The organism is Nostoc sp., from assembly GCF_035638895.1.
GTDB lineage: Bacteria > Cyanobacteriota > Cyanobacteriia > Cyanobacteriales > Nostocaceae > Nostoc.
In genome coordinates, this window is the sequence record NZ_DASQZC010000455.1 from 1 (window position 1) to 4,792 (window position 4,792).

Here is a 4,792-nt window from a genome sequence, read left to right on the forward strand (position 1 = left end):
GCACCATCTATAATCTGTACATCTACCGTTGCATAATCATCATCGGCGGCAATCAAAACATTCTGGATGGTGAAATTTACCATATTTAACCTTGATTAAGTAATTGTATTCTCAAGTGAATTTCAAGTTACAAAATAGAAAATGGCGTTCGGTATTGCAATTTTATGAATTTACCATTACGGACATTGGGAGTTCCACCAAATGCGTGGACAGTGAATGATGCGATCGCAGATATCACTCGTCCTCAAAAGGCCCCACAACCCGTTATTTTATCAACAGAAACTAAAACCCTGCGCCTAGACTTGGCAAAAGCTGCTATCCTCATTATTGATATGCAAAACGACTTCTGTCACCCTGATGGCTGGTTAGCGCATATCGGCGTAGACGTAACTCCAGCGCGTCAGCCTATTAAACCTTTGAACAACTTACTTCCAGAACTGCGTGAGGCTGGTGTTCCAGTCATTTGGATAAATTGGGGAAATCGTCCCGATTTGCTCAATATTAGTGCTGGTTCGCGTCACGTCTATAATCCCACAGGGGAGGGTGTAGGATTGGGCGATCCACTGCCAAGCAATGGTGCTAGAGTACTCATGGCAGGTAGTTGGGCCGCAGCAGTAGTAGACGAACTAGAAAAAATTCCCGAAGATATTTGTGTGGACAAATACCGCATGAGTGGATTTTGGGATACACCCTTAGATAGTATGTTGCGGAATCTCGGAAAGACAACATTATTTTTTGCTGGTGTTAATGCTGATCAATGTGTGCTAGCTACATTATGTGATGCCAGCTTCTTAGGATATGACTGCGTGTTAGTTAAAGACTGTACCGCTACCACTTCTCCTGAATATTGTTGGCTGGCGACATTGTATAATGTCAAACAATGCTTCGGTTTTGTGACTGGCTCCCAAGAGATTTTAACAGCGCTGCAAAAAGGTGAGGAGTGAATCAATTTTAGATTTTAGATTGATCGCATACATAAATTCTCTTTCTTCCCTACAGGACGCTGCGCGAACGATTAAGATTTTTAGATTTGTTCTCGTGTTGAAATTTGGTTGAACTGGGACATTTTTGAATTGAATAATTCAAAGTCCAAAATCAAAAATCATGTGATCCAAAACTCGGATTTTAGGAATTTCCATACCCATCGATAACTTCAGAGGGGATAAATAAATGTACGCTACTAGTTGTGTAATTCCGGTTATCAAATCTAGCAAAGATTACCAAGTATATCGCATCAGCCCCGACGCCTCGAATCGATTAGCAATTATCTTCGATTCGACAAGTGCTAATACTTCGTTGACTTGCTGCATAGAAATTTTCGATGTTGGTGGACAAACACCCCCAAATCGCCATCAGTGGGCGGTGGAAATGTTTTTCGTCCTCAAAGGCGAAGGGATGGCCATTTGTGACGGCAAGAGTGCCACAATCAAAGCTGGAGATAGTTTATTAGTGCCTCCCACTGGTACTCATTTGATCAAAAATACTGGTTCTACTCGTTTGTACACATTGACTGTTATGGTTCCTAATGAAGACTTTTCGGAATTGATTCGCAGTGGTATTCCGGCGGAGTTAGATGCAGAAGATATGGCAGTATTGGGGAGATTCGATGCTTTGATACCCTGTTAAAATAATTCGTAATTCGTAATTCGTAATTCGTAATTTAATTTATTGGGTATTCCTCGTTTCCATGTGAAACACGGGAACGAGGAAATATTGTGAATTACGCATAATTTATGGTTAAAAAACTTTTAGCTTATTAACTACGAACTTTAGTCAGAATTTTTTGGGAATAAAACGAAGCTGATTCTTCGTTTTTGGCACAATCTTGGGCAAACTTAATCAAATGATGTCCGACAAGTCCAACGTGAATCAAGTTTTCAATATTACCTGCTTTTAATGCTGGCTTCGCCATTTTCCAAAAAGTTTGACGATAGTTACTAAATATGCCTACTCGTAGCAAAATATTGGCTAAATAAGTTAAACCTTTGAGAATATTAGCCCCAGAGGTACGAGCGGGGCTGTTAGGTACTTCAATGCGGTTTGGATAGGTGTGTTCTATGTTGTAGGCAAACCGTTGATATAAAAATTCTGGCTCATAAGCAGTTGTAATGCAGCGCCGCCACATTTCAACAACTTGCTCGTAGGGCATCAAAAACTCAATATTTGATTCGCGGCTTTCATCAAACACAAGCCGTCCTTCTGCTTCTAACCTCCGCCATAAAGGAGTTCTCGGCAATGCATGAAGTAGGTTAATTGTCAACATGGGAATTTGGGATGCCCGAATAAATTCGATAATTCGGTCTGCTGTTTCTGGTGTATCTGTATCTAACCCAATGATGATTCCTGATACTACTTCCATACCATAGCTATTTAAAACCTGAATTGCTTTTAAGATTGGCATACTCAGATTTTGGTCTTTAGAAATGGCGTGGAGAGCATCTGGTTCTGGTGTTTCGATACCGCAAAAGATTGTGCAAAAATAGGCTTCGCGCATCATTTCCAGCAGTTTTGGACTTTGAGCTAAATTGAGCGTTGCTTCACAGGCAAACTGGATGGGGTAGCCATTGCGTTTTTGCCAGTCAATCAGATGAGGAAGCAACTTCATAGCGGCGCGGCGATCGCCAACAAAGTTATCATCAACAAAATACACTGCCCCCAGATTGCCAGATTGTCGCATTGCATCTAACTCCGCGACCACTTGCTCTGGTGTTTTCATCCGGGGACTGTTGCCATAAAGTTCTGGAATATCACAAAACTCGCAGTGATAAGGGCAACCACTAGAAAACTGCACATTTGCCAAGAAATAATCATTGATATTGAGCAAATGATAAGCTGGAGTAGGAAACTCTGTTAAAGGCAAACGTTCCTTGGTTTCAAAGCGAATCTGCCCTTGAGGACGTTCCAGATTTTGGTCTAGATACTCGATCATGCGATCGCTTGCATCTCCCAATTCACCCAAATGTAAAATATCAAACTCAGGATAATATTCTGGACACCCAGATACCGAGGGGCCACCGACAACTGTAATTTTGCCCGCTCGATGGGCAAGTTCATTAATTTGATTAATCTGTGGTTTTTGGATATGCATTCCACTGACAATCACCACATCACACCATTGGTAATCAGCTCTCGTTGCTGATTTGACATTCTCATCAATAAACCGCACTTCCCATTCTTTAGGTAAGTAGGCAGCCACAATTAAAATACCTTGGGGTGGCATAAAAGCCCGGACATTACCCATAAGTGGGTAGGCGTGATGAAAAGTACCAAAAGAGCGACTGTATTTAGGAAAGATACAAAGGATACGTCGATGTTGCGAGGGAACGTAGCTGGTTCTCTTAGTGGTAGAAGCGGTTTTTGAATCCGCCACTATATGGGTTGGGTTTTCTAAAGACTTCAGATTTACAGTCATCGCAAATTTCACCCCGAAAAACTGAGTAGCTAATTTGACAATTTATTGACACAATCATCAGTTGTAATTCCAACTAGCTTACCGTGATATTTCAGAAGTTTTTAACTGTAAGATAGAAAACTTACCTTGTTCTTTTTTGGCATTTTACCGATAAAGTTGGTTAAAAGTTGGTATTGCTGGTACGATTTTAACTAGCATCAATTTTCGGAAAAAACCTATTATGAAAAGAAGACAAATTCTTGGCTTTTTGGGTATAGCAGTTGCAGGCTTGCTCCTGGCAATTGGTTTACCATTGGTTACTCCTTCTCCTGGAGTAGCACAATCAAACGCCAGCATAGTAGTCTCCGCAGCCTCCAGCTTAAAAGAGGCCCTACAAGAGATCAAGACTCTATACCAACAAAGTAAATCAAATATCAACATTACTTATAACTTTGGGGCTTCTGGTGCTTTGCAGCAACAGATTGAGCAAGGTGCGCCTGCGGATATCTTTATTTCTGCTGCCAAAAAGCAAGTGGATGCCTTAGAACAAAAAGGATTGTTGCTATCAGGTAGCCGTATTAACCTGGCAAATAACCGTCTAGTCCTGATTGTGGCTCAAGATGTTGTTGGCATCACTAGTTTCAACAATTTAACAGATAGCAAGATTAAGAAAATTGCGATCGGTGAACCCAGGAGTGTACCCGCAGGGCAATATGGAGAGGAAGTTTTAAAGAATTTGAAACTTTATGATCAGGTTAAGTCTAAATTTGTCTTTGGTAACAATGTGCGTCAAGTTTTGGCAGCAGTAGAAAGTGGTAATGCTCAAGCAGGCATAGTTTATGCCACTGATGCCAAAACTTCCAACAAGGTAAAAGTTGTATTCACTGCTGACGAAAAGCTTCACTCACCAATTGTCTATCCCCTGGCAGTAATTAAAGGTAGTAAAAATATTTCTGCTGCCAGACAATTTGTCCAGTTTTTATCTGGCAGTCAATCTAAGACTGTACTCAGAAAATATGGGTTTATTGTGCGGTAAAAATAAATGCAGATAACAAGTTGCTCAAGCAACTTGTAGGCAAGGGGGCAAGGGAGACAAAATAACTTAAAGAGAACTTGGAATAAGTTTTTTCCTCTTGTCCCCGTCCCCCTGCCTCTTTACAGCGCTTCCGGCTATTATGCAATACAGTTTTCCTCTTGCCCCTTTCCTATCATAGCTTTCAGCTTTGAGGATGTACCTCATAGCTGCTGGAAGTGCTGTATCCCTCTTCTGTCACTCTCCGAAAACATTTGTCATTTCTGACTTCCAGAGCCTTTGTACAGGAAGCGATCGCCAGATTTTTTCCTAATAACAAATACAAGACCAATTTTTTTCTAATAGTATAGCTTGTATTGATTGCCTCA

At 41.0% G+C, this 4,792-nt stretch carries 5 protein-coding genes; 3 read left to right on the forward strand and 2 right to left on the reverse strand.

Annotated elements, in window-relative coordinates:
• The first annotated feature begins 164 nt into the window (after nucleotides 1–164).
• The gene (locus VE944_RS23015) at nucleotides 165–944 is read left to right on the forward strand and encodes a cysteine hydrolase family protein (RefSeq protein WP_324982415.1); all 780 of its coding nucleotides are present in this window, start codon (nucleotides 165–167) and stop codon (nucleotides 942–944) included.
• Nucleotides 945–1,170: 226 nt separating this feature from the next.
• Nucleotides 1,171–1,626 carry a cupin domain-containing protein gene (locus VE944_RS23020; protein WP_324982418.1) on the forward strand — a complete coding sequence of 152 codons (456 nt, stop codon included), beginning with the start codon at nucleotides 1,171–1,173 and terminating at the stop codon, nucleotides 1,624–1,626.
• A 130-nt stretch (nucleotides 1,627–1,756) separates the two neighbouring features.
• On the opposite strand, the gene VE944_RS23025 is transcribed toward VE944_RS23020, so the two are convergent.
• Nucleotides 1,757–3,412 (reverse strand): B12-binding domain-containing radical SAM protein, encoded by a 1,656-nt coding sequence (locus VE944_RS23025; RefSeq protein WP_324982420.1) that lies wholly within the window; start codon nucleotides 3,410–3,412, stop codon nucleotides 1,757–1,759.
• Nucleotides 3,413–3,632: 220 nt separating this feature from the next.
• Here VE944_RS23025 and modA point away from each other — a divergent pair, with 220 nt between their 5' ends.
• Complete coding sequence (gene modA, locus VE944_RS23030) at nucleotides 3,633–4,427, forward strand: molybdate ABC transporter substrate-binding protein (RefSeq protein WP_324982423.1); 795 nt, start codon at nucleotides 3,633–3,635, stop codon at nucleotides 4,425–4,427.
• Nucleotides 4,428–4,608: 181 nt separating this feature from the next.
• Here modA and VE944_RS23035 read toward each other — a convergent pair.
• A partial coding sequence (locus VE944_RS23035) for a hypothetical protein (RefSeq protein WP_324982425.1) occupies nucleotides 4,609–4,792 on the reverse strand: 184 nt, incomplete at its 5' end.

Excerpts from the sequence above, each read along its gene's own strand:
- modA (WP_324982423.1), top strand. The coding sequence starts at position 3,633 with ATGAAAAGAAGACAAATTCTTGGCTTTTTGGGTATAGCAGTTGCAGGC.
- VE944_RS23015 (WP_324982415.1), top strand. The coding sequence starts at position 165 with ATGAATTTACCATTACGGACATTGGGAGTTCCACCAAATGCGTGGACA.
- VE944_RS23020 (WP_324982418.1), top strand. The coding sequence starts at position 1,171 with ATGTACGCTACTAGTTGTGTAATTCCGGTTATCAAATCTAGCAAAGAT.
- VE944_RS23025 (WP_324982420.1), bottom strand. The coding sequence starts at position 3,412 with ATGACTGTAAATCTGAAGTCTTTAGAAAACCCAACCCATATAGTGGCG.